The sequence below is a fragment of the Paraburkholderia terricola genome, assembly GCF_003330825.1.
GTDB lineage: Bacteria > Pseudomonadota > Gammaproteobacteria > Burkholderiales > Burkholderiaceae > Paraburkholderia > Paraburkholderia terricola.
The window spans coordinates 3,490,345-3,504,114 of sequence record NZ_CP024941.1 but is presented as its reverse complement, the minus strand read 5'-3'; the positions used below and the strand labels follow the sequence as shown (position 1 = coordinate 3,504,114).

Genomic DNA, 13,770 nt, shown 5'->3' with positions numbered 1-13,770 from the left:
GGGTCCCGTTGCCGGGTTTCCGGCGACGGGATTTTTTTTGCGCCGCGTGCGAGCAATGCCAGGATTCGCTCGCGGATCTCATGCCGCATGCAATCGACAGGCGAAAAAAAACGCATGCACAGGGGAGGGCATGCGTGTGAGGTCGCCGCGGCGGCGCGTAAAGCGCTGCCGCGCGAGAGGGGAAACTAGTGCGTGACGCGCGTGACGCCGCCGCTGGAGAGGAGTCGCACGCGGTCGCCGGCGCGGAAGATTTCGCCGGTGGCGCTTTGCGTGATCGCGCGCATGTCGCCGTTGTCGAGCCGCACGGTGATCTCGAGACCGTCGCGCACGGCAACGCCGTTCTCGACCGAATTGCCCGCCACCGCACCGGCCAGCCCGCCGATGATGCCCGTCACGATCGAGCCGCGGCCGCCGCCGAGCGCGCTGCCGGCCACCGCGCCCAAGGCACCGCCGCCGATCGCGCCCAAGCCGCTCGGCTGGCCGTTGTTCGAGCTGATCTTCACCGCGCGGACGCTGTCGACCGTGCCCATGCGAACCGTTTCCTCACGCTGCGCTTGCGACGCGGTGTAGACGTCGGCGGAACTGCTGTTGTATGCGCACCCCGACATGGCCAGTGAACCGGCGATCAAGGCGACCACCACCAGGCGACTCATTGTTTTCATTCCCTAACTCCAATAGCTCTCGGTATTACCGCAGGCCGTATCCGAACGCCTGCTCGAACCGTTCGTTGATCTCCGCCCGAGTGGGCGCGTAGTTTTGCGGGCCCTGGTGTTCGATCTTCAGCGCGCCCATCAGGCTCGCGAGACGGCCGGTGGTGGCCCAGCCAAGCTTGTTCTCGATGCCGTACAGCAACCCGCCGCGGAATGCGTCTCCGCACCCTGTGGGATCGAGCACTTGCCGTGCCTTGACCGCCGGAATCTCTTCGACGCCGCCGGCGTGATGAATCTGCGCACCGTGTTCGCCGAGCGTGACGATCAGCGCCTCGACCTTGCCGGCCATTTCTTCGATCGACCAGCTCGTCTTGTTGCTCACCAGTTTGGCTTCGTAATCGTTGACAGCTACATAAGTAGCAAGTTCAATCATGCGCCGCAGCGACGGGCCGTCGAACAGCGGCAAACCTTGGCCCGGATCGAAGATGAACGGCACGCCAGCCGCGGCCAGATGCTCCGAGTGCTGGACCATGCCGTCGTAGCCATCGGGCGCGACGATGGCGAGCGTGATGCCCGGCGCTTCGCCGGCGCGATTCAGATGCGACTGCATCATCGCGCCGGGATGGAACGCGGTGATCTGATTGTTTTCCAGGTCGGTGGTGATCATCGCCTGCGCCGAATAGGTGTCGGGCACCATCAGCACGTGTTCCGTCGACAGGCCGAGTTGCGTGAAACGGTCCATGTAGAGTTGCCCATCCACCGAGCCGAGCGTGCCCATGATGCGCGCGTCGCCGCCCAGCAGATTCAGCGAGTAGGCGATGTTGCCCGCGCAGCCGCCGAACTCGCGGCGCATCGTCGGCACGAGAAAACTCACGTTCAGGATGTGGACCTGCTCCGGCAGGATGTGCTCCCGGAAACGGCCCTCGAAGGTCATGATGTTGTCGTAGGCGAGCGAGCCGCAAATCAGCGTAGCCAAGGCGAGCGTTCCTGTAAAAATCAACGAAGAGAAAGGCGCGACGATGTGACAGCGCCGCGCATGAAGCGCGGCGCCGGAGTGCGTGCGCGAAGGTTTTTACTTCAGCGCGGCGAGTGCTGCATCGTAGTTCGGCTCGTTCTTGATCTCGCCGACCAATTCGGCGTGCACGACCTTGTCGTTCTCGTCGATCACCACCACGGCGCGCGCCGTCAGACCCGCGAGCGGGCCGCTCGTCACGTCGACGCCATAGGCTTGCGCGAACTCATGGCCGCGGAACGTGGAGGCCGTGACGACGTTCTCGATGCCTTCCGTCGTGCAGAAGCGCGATGCGGCGAACGGCAGGTCGCCCGACACCACGATCACCGCCGTGTTGCTCAGCTTGGCGGCCGCTTCGTTGAACTTGCGGGTGGAGGTGGCGCAGGTCGGCGTGTCGAGGCTCGGCACGATGTTCAGCACCTTGCGCTTGCCGGCGAAATCGGCGAGCGACACAGGCTTCAGATCCTTGCCGACCAGCGAGAAGGCGGGGGCGTTCTGGCCCACCGACGGAAAGGTACCGGCCACTTCGATCGGGTTGCCGCCCAGCGTAACTTGACTCATGTTGTCGTGCTCCGAAAAGTCGTCAGGAATGACGGTGAACGCGCCCGGTCGAAGCCGGGCGCGCGAGGATGCGTTACGGATAAAAAATCTGTACGCGGAAATTGGAAGCGACCGCATTGCCCGTGTCGAGGCGCACGATCATGGTTTGCGTGGTGTGCGCGGGCAGACCGGCCGCGATCGGCGTGCCGGGCGCGACGTAATCTTGCGGCCACAGTACGCGGCGCATGGCCACGTTGTTCTGATCGTCGAGCAGCGTGAGTTCGATGGCCGGGTAGGCCAACGCGACATTGAAGCGGTTGCGCAGCGGCATCTTCAGTTCGAGCTTGTGCGGACCGTCGATCTGCCGAAGATCGGACGGCTCGACCTGCAAGCCGTCGATGTCGTGCGGCGGCGTCACCTGGCAGCCGAGTTGCGCGCAGGCCTTCACGTAGAGCGCTTGCGAACTCGGGAAATAGACCTGCACGGTTTCGCGCTGCCACCAGGCGAGTTGCGCGAGGAGCGCGACGATCAACAGCACCGCCAGCACCGACCCGACGATGATCCAGCCGACACGGCGCGGTTCGGCGGGACGCGTTTCACGCACCACGGGGAACGGATCGACGCCGTCGTTCACCGGATGGACGGAGAACGGTTCGCCGCTGGCAGCAGCGGCGGGCCCCCTCGGCGCTGTACCGGCTGTGCCGAAGCCGCTCGCCGCTCCGGGGTCGGCGGCACCGAAGCCGGCCGCGCCGGCACCGCTCGCGCCGAAACGCGGCTCGTTGTCGGGGATGCCGCGAAAGAAAGCCGGCTCTCCGGCAAGCGGTTCTTCGACGGGAGGTTCAGGCGCGCGCTCGGTCTTGTGCCAGACGCGCGGCGCATCTGCCGCCGGCGGCTCGGCCGGGTACGCGAAGGGGTCGAGTGGCGCGTCGGCGAGGATAGGTTCGTCGTCGGCGGCCGTCGGCGCGGTGAAAGCGCCGGCCGGAAATTCCGGTTCATCCGTGACGTGACGATGCGGCGCGGCCGCGCCGGCGAGAGCCGCCATACGCGGCACGTTGCCCCCGTCATACGGCAGGCCGTTGTTGACCTTGGCGTCCAGAAAGGGCGCGTGAGGGTCCCAGTTGCTCGCGCGGAAATCGAGCCGCTCGGGGCGCACGCCGGAGAGCGCCTCGATCGCCGCGGCGGCGGCGACCGGCTTGGCAGAGGAAAAGTCCCCGCCTTCGGTGATGTCGAACAGACTGCTGGACGCGTCGAAGACTTCATTGCAATTGCCGCAACGCACGAGGCCGCGACGCAGCGCGAGCTGCGCCGGTTGCAGGCGGAAAACGGTTTCGCAGAAGGGACAGCGCGTTGCCAGGAGCATATTGGGCCGATAAGCCGGGGAGGCCGTTGGTTGGACAATACCCCTTATTCTAAAGGCTTTCGCGGCGCGTTCCCGTTAGGCATACCCAGCCTTCGTGCTCGCGCCATACGCCGATGTCGATCCATCGCGCGTAGACCTGCGCCACTTCGTCCGCTTGCCGCGCGAGGATGCCCGACAGCGCGATCCGGCCACCCGGCTTGACCTTCGACGAGAGCATCGAGGCCATCAGCTTGAGCGGATTCGACAGGATATTGGCGACCACGATATCGAACTCGCCGGTGGGACATTCGTCAGGCAGGCCGTAGGTGACGTCCGCGCGGTTGCGTTCGCTGTTGTGACGGGCCGACTCGACCGCTTGCGGATCGATGTCGATGCCGTACACCGGATCGGCGCCGCACTTCTTCGCGAGAATCGCGAGGATGCCCGAGCCGCAGCCGTAGTCGAGCACGGACTGCCCCGGCTCGACCGACTGCTCCAGCCACTCCATGCACAGACGCGTGGTGGGATGGCTGCCCGTGCCGAACGCGAGGCCCGGATCGAGTTCCAGCACGAGTGCTTCGGGGTCCGGCGCGTCGTGCCACGACGGCACGACCCAGATACGTTGGCCGATCGGAATCGGATCGAATTGCGACTGTGTGAGCCGCACCCAATCCTGTTCCTCGACCTCGCGCACGGTGAACGCCGGCGCCGGGGACAAACCCAACTGGTTCGCCGCGGCGGTGAGCAGCACCGCCGGCTCGTGTTCCGGCGCGAGCAGCGCGATCACGCGCGAACGCTGCCATGCCGAGCGATCCGGCGTGAGACCGGGTTCGCCGAACAGCGGCTGTTCGTCGGGCGTGTCGGCGTCCGCGTCCTCGACCGATACGGACAGCGCGCCCAACTCGAGCAGCGCGTCGGAGAATTCCTCCGCGTGCTCGCGTGGCAGCTCGGCGATCAGTTCCCGGTAGCTCATGGCTTATGCTTCTTCCGGCGCGGCTTGCAGCTTCGCGGCCAGGCGGTTTTCGAGGTAATGGATGCTGGTGCCGCCCTCGACGAACTTCGCATCCAGCATCAACTCGCGGTGCAGGGGGATGTTGGTCTGAATGCCTTCCACCACCATTTCCGACAACGCGATGCGCATCCGCTTGATCGCCTGCTCGCGCGTCGCGCCGTAAGCGATCAGCTTGCCGATCATCGAATCATAGTTCGGCGGCACGAAATAGCCGTTGTACGCATGCGAATCGACGCGGATGCCGGGACCGCCCGGCATGTGCCACGACGTCAAACGTCCCGGCGACGGAATGAACTTGAACGGATCTTCCGCGTTGATCCGGCATTCGATCGCGTGACCCTTGAACACGATGTCGCGCTGACGGAACGCGAGTTTTTCGCCCGCCGCGATACGGATCTGTTCCTGCACGATGTCCACGCCGGTGATCAGTTCGGTCACCGGATGCTCGACCTGCACCCGCGTGTTCATTTCGATGAAGTAGAACTCGCCGTTTTCGTACAGGAACTCGAACGTACCCGCGCCAAGATAGCCCATCTTCTTGCAGGCGTCCGCGCAACGATCGCCGATGCGGTCGATCAGGCGCCGCGCGATGCCCGGCGCCGGCGCTTCCTCGATCACCTTCTGGTGACGGCGCTGCATCGAGCAATCGCGCTCGCCTAGCCATACGGCGTTCTTGAACGAATCCGACAACACCTGGATTTCGATGTGCCGCGGGTTCTCCAGGAATTTCTCCATGTAGACCTGCGGGTTGCCGAACGCACGGCCGGCTTCCTCGCGCGTCATGTTGACCGCGTTGACGAGCGCCGCTTCCGTGTGGACCACGCGCATGCCGCGGCCACCGCCGCCGCCGGCGGCCTTGATGATGACCGGATAGCCGACCTGGCGGGCAATTTTCACGATCTCTTTCGGATCTTCCGGCAACGCGCCTTCAGAACCCGGCACGCAGGGCACGCCGGTCTTGATCATGGTTTGCTTCGCCGTGACCTTGTCGCCCATCATGCGGATGGTTTCCGGGCGCGGGCCGATGAAGGTGAAACCGGACTGCTCGACACGCTCGGCGAAGTCGGCGTTCTCCGACAGGAAGCCGTAGCCGGGGTGAATCGCTTCGGCGTCGGTGACTTCGGCTGCGCTGATCAGCGCCGGCATGTTCAGGTAGCTGAGATTCGAAGGCGCCGGGCCGATACAGACCGCCTCGTCGGCGAGCTTCACGTACTTGGCTTCCTTGTCGGCTTCCGAATAGACGACGACCGTCTTGACGCCGAGTTCGCGGCAGGCGCGCTGGATACGAAGCGCGATCTCGCCACGGTTGGCAATGAGGATTTTTTCAAACATAGCGGGTTTTCGACTCATCAATGGGCGCCCGGTCGTTCACGACACAGGCTGCCTCAGAGGATCGGTCGCGCGCCTCGAACAGCGGGCGCGCGGGCGGCGAGCGCAGTGCGTGCCGCGTCAGCCGACCACGAACAGCGGTTGGCCGTATTCGACCGCCTGGCCGTTTTCGACGAGGATTTCCTTGACCACGCCGGACGCGTCCGACTCGATTTCGTTGAGCAGCTTCATCGCTTCGATGATGCAGATCGTCTGGCCTTCCTTGACCGTGTCGCCCACCTGGACGAACGGATCGGCGCCCGGCGACGGCGCGCGGTAGAACGTGCCGACCATCGGCGAGGTCACCACGTGGCCTTGCGGCGCGGCCGCTGCGGGAATGGCCGGAGCCGTCGCGGCGGGCGCTTCGCCGGCGGGCGGCGCGGGCTGTGCGTATTGCGGTGCGTACGAGGCGGACGGCTGCACGTAAACCGGCGGCGCATTCTTGACGATGCGCACCTTGCCTTCGCCCTCGGTCACTTCGAGTTCGGAGATACCGGACTCCGAGACGAGGTCGATCAGAGTTTTTAGTTTACGTAGATCCATCAGGAGCCCCTTTTAATACGTGAAGTGCCGGGCGCGTGTGCGGCCGGCGCAAATTAGATGTGTTTGGAAATCAGCCGCGCGATGAACCGGCGGCGAGCCGGTCGAGCGCGAATTCGAGCCCGTATAGATATCCCTTCCAGCCGAGGCCGCAAATCACGCCCTCAGCCTGGTCGGAGAAATACGAGTGATGCCGGAACGGTTCTCGGCGATGCACGTTCGACAGGTGAATCTCGACGAACGGGATGCCGACCCCCGCCAGTGCGTCCCGAATGGCCACGCTCGTATGCGTGTACGCGGCGGGATTGATCAGGATGAAATCGGTGTGTTCAGTCCGGGCGGATTGGATGCGGTCGACCAGCGCGCCTTCGTGATTGCTCTGGAATGAGGCCAGTTCGACGCCGGCGTCCGCTGCGCGGTCCGCCAGCGCCTGATCGATCTGCGGCAGGGTCACGCGACCATAGACCTCGGGTTCCCGGGTGCCGAGAAGGTTGAGGTTCGGTCCGTGCAGTACCAACAGTCGCGTCATGGTCGCTTCTTTTTCCGTGGAATTGGGCGCACTTTAGCGCTGATTAGAGAAACTTGTCTAGTTTCGCCGATATACGCCACGGTCGCCAAGCGGCCGTATCATCGCGCGGGCCTGCCAACTTCCGCCAAAAATGCGGGATTTTCGGCGAAACGAGTGCCTTCAGCGATTATCCGAGTGTTAAAGGAATGTAAGTTTTAGAGGGCGTCAAGCGTCTGTTTCAGCGCCTGCGGGTCGATTTGTCCTAATTTTGACGACCGCACGTTGCCCTGCGCGTCGATGACGACGGTGAAGGGCAGGCCTCCCGCCGTGTTGCCGAACGCGCGGGCGAGATCGGCGCCGCCGAACCCCGTCACATAGACGGGGTAGGCGACCTGGACCTTCTGCAAGAACGCCTGGACGTTCTTCTCCGAATCCACGCCAAGTCCGACGAAGCGGATCCCTTTCTTCGCATATTCGCGCTGAAGCTGCGAAAGAGCCGGCATTTCCTCGACGCAGGGTCCGCACCAGGAAGCCCAGAAGTTGACGACGATCGGCTGCCCTTTGAACAAGGCCAGCGATTGCGGCTTGCCCGTCGCGTCGGTCACGGGCGCGCTCCATAACTGGGTGACGGCGCTCTCGCCGGGTTTCGACTGCGCAGACTGCGAAAGTTGGGCATCGTTGCCGTTCAGCCAATGATTGGCGAGCACACCGCCTCCGGCCGCCACGATAGCGACTAGCGCGCCGGCCACGATACGTCTTATGTTCATGTTGCGTCTGTCTTGGGTCAGGAAGGGATGTCGCTGCTCTGGAGCAGTGTCTGGACCGCTTGCAGATTGGCGCGGGCGGTGCGGCCACGCGCGTCGGCGCGCACGGCGCCGCGCAGATCGTCGGTTTCGTATAAGGCGACGTGGATGCCGACCGGCTCCGCGTCGCGCCCTTCATCGGGTGGGCGCCACATGAAGCTCAATGTTTCGACGTAGCCGCGTCCGGCGAAATGCCGCGTTTCCGAGACGTCGTACTGAATGTTGGCGTTCAAAAAGTAGATCGCGACTTCCTTCGGGTTGTCGCAGAACACCTGAAGGTGGATATCCGAGTGCTCGCCGGCCGTGCCGCCGAGTACGGCGCCAGTCAGATAAGGGTTGAACGGCGCAAGCCGCTCCATCCAGTCCACCGCGATATGGCGCAGCCGCCTCAGTAGGGCCGGCTGGCTGTCGCCCTGGAAGAGCGCCTGGTATTCGCGGATTTCTTCCTCGATCTGGTCGTTATCCGGCAGCCATTCGCCGGCAACACGGCTCTCTCCGACCACTTGGCGCGCCGCCTTACGCTTGGCCGTGGCGTAGTCGAGACCGTCTTCGGCGATCAGCCGGGCAGCCGCGATGGCGATTTCCTCGCGCACGCGCTGCGGATCGAAGTGTGATTTGCGGACCATCTCTGAATCATACTAGAGATTGATTACAGGCCTTTCCGGCTAGCCGCCGCCGGCCTTTGGACGGGCGGCGCGGGCGCGCGCCCGTGGGGCGGAGGGAAGCGGTCGGTTACAATACCGTCCTTTGCGGACGGTCGTTCCGGCCGCTTCGCTGCATCCCATCCCTCGCAAAAACGCCCGCGCGGCACGACAGGCTTATGCACATCCACATCCTCGGCATCTGCGGCACGTTCATGGGCGGTCTCGCGGTTCTCGCGCGCGGCGCGGGTCACACCGTGACGGGCTGCGACGCCGGCGTCTATCCGCCCATGAGCACGCAGCTCGAGGCGCAAGGCATTCGGCTGATCGAAGGTTACGACGCGGAACAATTGAACGGCCTGAACGCCGATCTGTTCGTGATCGGCAATGTGGTCTCGCGCGGCAACCCGCTGATGGAAGCGATCCTCGACCGCGGCCTGCCGTACGTGTCCGGTCCGCAGTGGCTCGGCGAGCACGTGCTGAACGGCAAGTGGGTGCTGGCGGTGGCCGGCACGCATGGCAAGACCACCACCAGCTCGATGCTGACCTGGCTGCTCGAAGACGCGGGCCTCAATCCCGGTTTCCTGATCGGCGGCGTGCCGCTCAACTTCGGCGTGTCGGCGCGCTTGACCGATTCGAGCTTCTTCGTGATCGAAGCCGACGAGTACGACACCGCGTTCTTCGACAAACGCTCGAAGTTTGTTCACTACCGGCCGAAAACCGCGATCCTGAACAACCTCGAATTCGATCATGCCGACATCTTCCCGGATCTGGCGGCGATCGAAACGCAGTTCCACCACCTGATCCGCACGGTGCCGGGCATCGGCCGCGTCGTGACGAACGGTCGCGAGGACGCGCTCGAACGGGTGCTGACCCGCGGTTGCTGGAGCGAGGTGGAGCGTTTCGGCGTGCAGGGCGGCTGGGAAACCCTGCCTGCGGAAGACGGCGTGCCCGTCGACGAGCGTTTCGCCGTGTATCACAACGGCGAGCGCGTCGGCGTGGTCGAGTGGCAGGTGCAGGGCGAGCACAACCGCATGAACGCGCTGGCCGCGATCGCCGCCGCGCGCCATGTCGGCGTGCCGCCGGCGCAAGCCGCGAAATCGCTGGCGAGTTTTCGGAATGTGAAGCGCCGCATGGAAGTGCGCGGCAGCGTCGACGGCGTGACCGTCTACGACGACTTCGCGCATCACCCCACCGCGATCGACACCACGGTGGCCGGTCTGCGCGCCCGCGTCGGCCGCGACAACACGCGGATTCTCGCGGTGCTGGAGCCGCGCTCGAACACCATGAAGCTCGGCGTGATGAAAGCGCAGTTGCCGGCCAGTCTTGCCGACGCCGACCTCGTATTCGGCTACGGCGCGCCGTCCGGCCGCGACGCGCTCGGCTGGAACCTCGGCGAAGCGCTCGCGCCGCTCGGCGGCAAGGCGCAGGCCTTCGACGATCTCGACGCGCTGGTGAAAGCGGTGGTCCGCGCGGCGCGCCCCGGCGACCAGATTCTGGTGATGAGCAACGGCGGCTTCGGCGGCGTGCATCAGAAGCTGCTCGACGCACTTTCAGCGCGAGGCGCTTCGTGATCCTTTATCTGCACGGTTTCCGCTCGTCGCCCAATTCGTTCAAGGCGCGCGTGCTGGCGGCGCGCCTCGTCGAACTGGGCCGCGGCGACGAATGGTGCTGCCCCATGCTGCCGGTCTCGCCGCTCGAGACGGTCGCGCTCGCCGAATCGCTGGTGGCTGCCGCGAAACCCGACCATGTCACGCTGATCGGCAGTTCGCTCGGCGGCTATTTCGCCACGTATCTCGCGGAGAAGCACGGCTGGCCCGCCGTCTTGCTGAACCCCGCGGTCGTGCCGCAGCGCGATCTGAGCGCCTATCTCGGCGAGCAGCCGTTGTGGCACGGCGGCGGCAGCATCGTTGTCGAGCCGCATCATCTGGATGAGTTGCGCGCGCTCGGCGTGGCGTCGATCACGCGGCCCGAACGCTATTATTTGCTGGCCGCCACCGGCGACGAGGTGCTCGATTACCGCGAAATGCTCGCGCACTATCCCGGCGCACGCACTACGCTGATCGAAGGAAGCGACCACGCGATCAGCGAGTTTGCGCAATATGTCGACGACGTGCTGGCCTTTTGCGACGCCGAAGACGTCGAGCCGCCGGCGCCGCGCGAAGCCGCCTGAAGTCACGCAAATCCGGCGATCCGGCGATCGGGCCGCCGAATATCGGATTCAACCCGCCGGCGCGCGCGTATCGCGCCGCGGATCCACTACCACGAACACGTTGCCGCGCCGCGCACGCAGTCGACCGATCGCTGAAATCAGATCGGATGCGCCGGCAGATGCAAGTCAGAACGAGAGTATTGAGTGAACGTTTTCTTCGAGGAATCGGGCAGTTTCAAGGCGGGCAGCGTGCTGTCGCGCCAGGGCGATGCGTTTCAGGTCGAGTTGCCGGGCGGCCGGCGCGCCAAGGTGCGCGCGAAAGACGTGTTGATCGAATTCGACAAGCCGAGCGCGGCCGAACTGATGCAGCAGGCCGACGCCGCCGCGCAGGACATCGATCTGGATTTCCTGTGGGAATGCGCGCCTGACGACGAATTCCCGTTCGCCGCGCTCGGCGCGGAGTATTTCGGCGAAAGCTTCGGCCCGATCGAGCGCGCGGCGCTGGTGCTGCGCATGCACGGCGCGCCCGTGTACTTCCGCCGCAAGGGCCGCGGCATGTATCAGCGCGCGCCCGAGGAGCAACTGAAAATGGCGCTCGCCGGCCTTGAGCGCAAGCGTCAGCAGGCGCTCGTGCAGGCGGGCTACGAGGAAGAACTGAAGGCCGGCCGTCTGCCCGAAGCGTTCACCGGCAGCAAGGCGCTCGCGTTGCTTACGCGGCCCGACAAGAACACGATCGAATACAAGGCGCTCGAGGGCGCCGCGGCGGCGCGCGGTATTTCGCAGGCGCGCCTGATGCTCGAATGCGGCGGCATTGCGTCGGCGCGCGCGCTGCACGAGGCCAAATTTCTATCGGAGTTTTTCCCGCACGGCACCGGTTTCCCGCCGGTCCAGGTCGGCGCGTTGCCGGAGGATTTGCCGGAAGCCGACGTCGAGGCGTTCTCGATCGACGACATCACCACCACGGAAATCGACGACGCATTCTCCGTCGAGCATCTGGCGGACGGCCGCGTGCGGATCGGCGTGCACATCGCCGCGCCGGCGCTCGGCATTCAGCGCGGCGACGAGGTCGATGCGATCGCGCGCACGCGCTTGTCCACCGTCTACATGCCGGGCGACAAGATCACGATGCTGCCCGACAGCGTCGTCGAAGCGTTTACGCTCGCCGAAGGCGGCTTGCGGCCGGCGCTTTCGCTGTATGTGATCGTCAATCGCGAGACGCAGGAAATCGTCGCGAGCGAAACGCGCGCCGAGCGCGTGTTCGTGAAGAACAACTTGCGTCACAACACGCTCGACGAACTCGTCACCGAAGAGGCGCTTGCCGCCGGCACCGGCGACTATCCGCACAAGGAAGACATCGCCGTGCTGTGGCCGTTCGCGCAGGCGCTGTTCGAGAAACGACAGACCGCGCGCGCCGGTTACGGCCTGCGCCGCGAAGTGCAGCGCAATACCGACTTCAACTTCTACGTGGAAGGCGAGCACATCACGATCACGCCGCGCCGGCGCGGTTCGCCGCTCGACACGATCGTCGCGGAACTGGCGATTCTCGCCAACTCGTCATGGGGCGCGTTTTTGCACGATCACGGCGTGCCCGGCATCTATCGCACGCAGCGCGCATTCGGCGCGCCGACCGGCCCCAAGCGCACCCGCATGCAGACCTCGGCCGCGCCGCACGAGGGCCTCGGCGTCACGCAATACGCGTGGAGCACCTCGCCGCTGCGCCGCTACGTCGACCTGGTGAATCAGTGGCAACTGATCGCCTGCGTGCAGCATGGCGTGACCGCGAAGCTGGCCGCGCCGTTCAAGCCGAAAGACGCCGATCTGTTCGCGGTCGTGCAAGGTTTCGACGACACCTACACCGCGTACGCCGATCACCAGCGCCGCATGGAGTACTTCTGGTGCCTGCGCTGGCTGAAGCAGGAGAACAGGAAGCAGGTAGTGGCGTCGGTGGTGAAGGGCGATCTGGTGCGCCTCGAGGAAATTCCGCTGCTGCTGCACGTGCCGGGCCTCGGCGTGCACGCACGCGGCACGCGCTTGCTGATGGAAGTGATGTCGCTCGACGAACTGACCGTCGAAGCGTCCGTGCGTCTGCTGCATGTGCTCGACGCGCCGACCGTGACGAGCGGTGGCGAGGTCGAGGAAGCGGATGACGGCGAGGACGAAATCATCGACGCCGCCGATGCAAGCGCCGAAGGCGAAGCCGAGGCGCAAGCCGAAGCCAACCTCGACGGCGACGCGGCCGCGCAGGGCGACGCCGGGAACGGCGATGGCGCAAGCGACGCGTCAGCCGACCAGCAGCACGTGACGGAGCCGGGACGATGAACGCCAACCCGTCGCGCGACCGTTATGCGGTGATCGGCAATCCGGTCGCTCACAGCAAATCGCCGTTCATTCATGGCCGGTTTGCCGCGCAGACCGGCGAGCTGATCGAATACAGCCATTTGCTCGCGCCGGTGGATGCCTTCGTGCCGCATGTGCGCGCGTTTATCGACGCAGGCGGACGCGGCCTGAACGTGACCGTGCCGTTCAAGCTCGACGCGCATGCGTTCGCCGATGTGTTGTCGCCGCGCGCGGCGGCGGCGGGCGCGGTGAACACCTTGCGCGTCGATTCGAGCGGTATTTACGGCGACAACACGGACGGTTTTGGACTGGTTCGCGACATCGAGGTGAATCTCGGCGTGCCGTTGAAGGGCGCGCGCATCCTGTTGCTGGGCGCGGGCGGCGCCGCGCGCGGCGTGGTGCTGCCGATGCTGGAGCGCGCGCCGCACACGCTGACCATCGTCAATCGCACGGCGGAGAAGGCCGAGGCGCTCGTCGATCAGTTCGCGCAAGCCGCGCGCGACGCCGCGTGCCGTTTGAGCGGCGGCAGCGCGCGGGCGATCGAAGCCGGCGCGTATGACGTGATCGTCAACGCGACGGCGGGCAGTCTGGAGGCGTCGTTGCCCGAGTGCGACGACCGCGCGTTCGGCAGCGGCACGCTCGCCTACGACATGATGTACGGCGCGCATCCGACGGTGTTCATCGAACACGCGCGCAAACTTGGCGCGCGCGGCGCCGACGGTCTCGGCATGCTGGTCGAGCAGGCTGCCGAATCGTTTTACGTATGGCGCGGCGTGCGGCCCGACGGCGCGCCGGTGCTGGCCGAATTGCGTGCGCTGTTGACGGCGCCGTCGCACGCGTAGAGCGCGCTTCATCTCGCGGCATTCAC

General features: G+C 65.4%; 14 protein-coding genes. 4 read left to right on the top strand and 10 right to left on the bottom strand.

All coding sequences use genetic code 11. The features are described 5' to 3' along the window. Positions 1 to 185: 185 nt before the first annotated feature. From CUJ90_RS15695 to CUJ90_RS15650, 10 genes are all read right to left on the bottom strand, one after another. A complete protein-coding gene (locus CUJ90_RS15695; RefSeq protein ID WP_073431247.1) occupies positions 186 to 662 on the bottom strand; it encodes an outer membrane lipoprotein in 477 nt (158 codons plus the stop codon). A gap of 25 nt (positions 663 to 687) precedes the next feature. Further along, positions 688 to 1,626 carry a carbohydrate kinase family protein gene (locus CUJ90_RS15690; RefSeq protein ID WP_083086496.1) on the bottom strand — a complete coding sequence of 313 codons (939 nt, stop codon included), beginning with the start codon at positions 1,624 to 1,626 and terminating at the stop codon, positions 688 to 690. Between the two features lie 96 nt (positions 1,627 to 1,722). Next, on the bottom strand, positions 1,723 to 2,223 hold the full coding sequence (gene tpx, locus CUJ90_RS15685) for a thiol peroxidase (RefSeq protein ID WP_073431245.1): 501 nt from the start codon (positions 2,221 to 2,223) through the stop codon (positions 1,723 to 1,725). 73 nt (positions 2,224 to 2,296) lie between these two features. Next, the gene (locus CUJ90_RS15680) at positions 2,297 to 3,562 is read right to left on the bottom strand and encodes a zinc-ribbon and DUF3426 domain-containing protein (RefSeq protein WP_083086498.1); all 1,266 of its coding nucleotides are present in this window, start codon (positions 3,560 to 3,562) and stop codon (positions 2,297 to 2,299) included. Between the two features lie 49 nt (positions 3,563 to 3,611). Further along, complete coding sequence (prmA, locus tag CUJ90_RS15675) at positions 3,612 to 4,514, bottom strand: 50S ribosomal protein L11 methyltransferase (RefSeq protein ID WP_083086500.1); 903 nt, start codon at positions 4,512 to 4,514, stop codon at positions 3,612 to 3,614. Positions 4,515 to 4,517: 3 nt separating this feature from the next. Beyond that, positions 4,518 to 5,885 (bottom strand): acetyl-CoA carboxylase biotin carboxylase subunit, encoded by a 1,368-nt coding sequence (gene accC, locus CUJ90_RS15670; RefSeq protein WP_020071265.1) that lies wholly within the window; start codon positions 5,883 to 5,885, stop codon positions 4,518 to 4,520. A 117-nt stretch (positions 5,886 to 6,002) separates the two neighbouring features. Continuing rightward, on the bottom strand, positions 6,003 to 6,464 hold the full coding sequence (gene accB, locus CUJ90_RS15665) for an acetyl-CoA carboxylase biotin carboxyl carrier protein (RefSeq protein ID WP_083086501.1): 462 nt from the start codon (positions 6,462 to 6,464) through the stop codon (positions 6,003 to 6,005). Between the two features lie 70 nt (positions 6,465 to 6,534). Further along, the gene (gene aroQ, locus CUJ90_RS15660; RefSeq protein WP_073431241.1) at positions 6,535 to 6,990 is read right to left on the bottom strand and encodes a type II 3-dehydroquinate dehydratase; all 456 of its coding nucleotides are present in this window, start codon (positions 6,988 to 6,990) and stop codon (positions 6,535 to 6,537) included. Between the two features lie 194 nt (positions 6,991 to 7,184). Further along, the gene (locus CUJ90_RS15655; RefSeq protein WP_083086503.1) at positions 7,185 to 7,736 is read right to left on the bottom strand and encodes a TlpA family protein disulfide reductase; all 552 of its coding nucleotides are present in this window, start codon (positions 7,734 to 7,736) and stop codon (positions 7,185 to 7,187) included. A gap of 17 nt (positions 7,737 to 7,753) precedes the next feature. Next, positions 7,754 to 8,398 (bottom strand): UDP-N-acetylmuramate--alanine ligase, encoded by a 645-nt coding sequence (locus CUJ90_RS15650; RefSeq protein ID WP_083086505.1) that lies wholly within the window; start codon positions 8,396 to 8,398, stop codon positions 7,754 to 7,756. Positions 8,399 to 8,592: 194 nt separating this feature from the next. Here CUJ90_RS15650 and mpl point away from each other — a divergent pair, with 194 nt between their 5' ends. From mpl to aroE, 4 genes are all read left to right on the top strand, one after another. Next, positions 8,593 to 9,987, top strand: coding sequence for a UDP-N-acetylmuramate:L-alanyl-gamma-D-glutamyl-meso-diaminopimelate ligase (mpl, locus tag CUJ90_RS15645; RefSeq protein WP_083086506.1), 1,395 nt, complete (start codon positions 8,593 to 8,595; stop codon positions 9,985 to 9,987). Next, on the top strand, positions 9,984 to 10,586 hold the full coding sequence (locus tag CUJ90_RS15640; protein WP_073431237.1) for a YqiA/YcfP family alpha/beta fold hydrolase: 603 nt from the start codon (positions 9,984 to 9,986) through the stop codon (positions 10,584 to 10,586). Before mpl ends, CUJ90_RS15640 begins: the two co-directional genes overlap by 4 nt. Before the next feature lie 183 nt (positions 10,587 to 10,769). Further along, the gene (locus CUJ90_RS15635) at positions 10,770 to 12,884 is read left to right on the top strand and encodes a ribonuclease catalytic domain-containing protein (protein ID WP_083086508.1); all 2,115 of its coding nucleotides are present in this window, start codon (positions 10,770 to 10,772) and stop codon (positions 12,882 to 12,884) included. Next, positions 12,881 to 13,744, top strand: coding sequence for a shikimate dehydrogenase (gene aroE / locus CUJ90_RS15630; RefSeq protein WP_083086509.1), 864 nt, complete (start codon positions 12,881 to 12,883; stop codon positions 13,742 to 13,744). The genes CUJ90_RS15635 and aroE overlap by 4 nt, the downstream gene beginning before the upstream one ends. The last annotated feature ends 26 nt before the right edge of the window (positions 13,745 to 13,770 follow it).

Coding starts and splice junctions, on each gene's coding strand:
- CUJ90_RS15680 (WP_083086498.1), bottom strand. CDS start 3,562: ATGCTCCTGGCAACGCGCTGTCCCTTCTGCGAAACCGTTTTCCGCCTG.
- aroQ (WP_073431241.1), bottom strand. CDS start 6,990: ATGACGCGACTGTTGGTACTGCACGGACCGAACCTCAACCTTCTCGGC.
- CUJ90_RS15650 (WP_083086505.1), bottom strand. CDS start 8,398: ATGGTCCGCAAATCACACTTCGATCCGCAGCGCGTGCGCGAGGAAATC.
- CUJ90_RS15655 (WP_083086503.1), bottom strand. CDS start 7,736: ATGAACATAAGACGTATCGTGGCCGGCGCGCTAGTCGCTATCGTGGCG.
- accB (WP_083086501.1), bottom strand. CDS start 6,464: ATGGATCTACGTAAACTAAAAACTCTGATCGACCTCGTCTCGGAGTCC.
- prmA (WP_083086500.1), bottom strand. CDS start 4,514: ATGAGCTACCGGGAACTGATCGCCGAGCTGCCACGCGAGCACGCGGAG.
- tpx (WP_073431245.1), bottom strand. CDS start 2,223: ATGAGTCAAGTTACGCTGGGCGGCAACCCGATCGAAGTGGCCGGTACC.
- mpl (WP_083086506.1), top strand. CDS start 8,593: ATGCACATCCACATCCTCGGCATCTGCGGCACGTTCATGGGCGGTCTC.
- CUJ90_RS15695 (WP_073431247.1), bottom strand. CDS start 662: ATGAAAACAATGAGTCGCCTGGTGGTGGTCGCCTTGATCGCCGGTTCA.
- aroE (WP_083086509.1), top strand. CDS start 12,881: ATGAACGCCAACCCGTCGCGCGACCGTTATGCGGTGATCGGCAATCCG.
- accC (WP_020071265.1), bottom strand. CDS start 5,885: ATGTTTGAAAAAATCCTCATTGCCAACCGTGGCGAGATCGCGCTTCGT.